Source organism: Hungatella sp. L36, assembly GCF_014288035.1.
In genome coordinates this window covers 1-692 of record NZ_JACOPC010000068.1, presented here as the reverse complement: position 1 = coordinate 692, position 692 = coordinate 1, and the positions used below count along the sequence as shown (strand labels likewise).

Here is a 692-nt window from a genome sequence, read left to right as displayed (position 1 = left end):
TTAAGACTTGGTTTCCCTTCGGCTCCACACCTTAAGTGCTTAACCTTGCCAGTCCCGGCAACTCGCCGGACCGTTCTACAAAAAGTACGCGGTTCCACCTAAAATGTGGTTCCACAGCTTGTAAACACAGGGTTTCAGGTTCTTTTTCACTCCCCTCCCGGGGTCCTTTTCACCTTTCCTTCACAGTACTATGCGCTATCGGTCACTAAGGAGTATTTAGCCTTGGGGGGTGGTCCCCCCGAATTCCCACAAGGTTTCTCGTGTCTCGTGGTACTTTGGATCCTGCTCACTGGATATCATTTTCACATACGGGGCTTTCACCCTCTGTGGCCGGTCTTTCCAGGACCGTTCTGTTAATGAATCTCCTCGCTTTATGCAGTCCATAACCCCGGCATGCACGCACGCCGGTTTAGGCTCCTTCCATTTCGCTCGCCGCTACTTTGGAAATCGAGTTTTCTTTCTTTTCCTCCGCCTACTTAGATGTTTCAGTTCAGCGGGTTCCCAACGTATGGCTATGTATTCACCATACGCCGACTGAGGTTTGCTCAGCCAGGTTTCCCCATTCAGATATCTCCGGATCAAAGGATATTTGCTCCTCCCCGAAGCTTTTCGCAGCTTATCACGTCTTTCATCGGCTCTTAGTGCCAAGGCATCCACCCTGCGCTCTTTATAGCTTAACCAGTTCGATTTTC

General features: G+C 50.3%; 1 rRNA gene. It reads right to left on the bottom strand.

What is annotated here, in order from left to right:
* A 23S ribosomal RNA gene (locus H8S80_RS33970) occupies positions 1-680 on the bottom strand; the annotation flags it as partial.
* Positions 681-692: the final 12 nt, after the last annotated feature.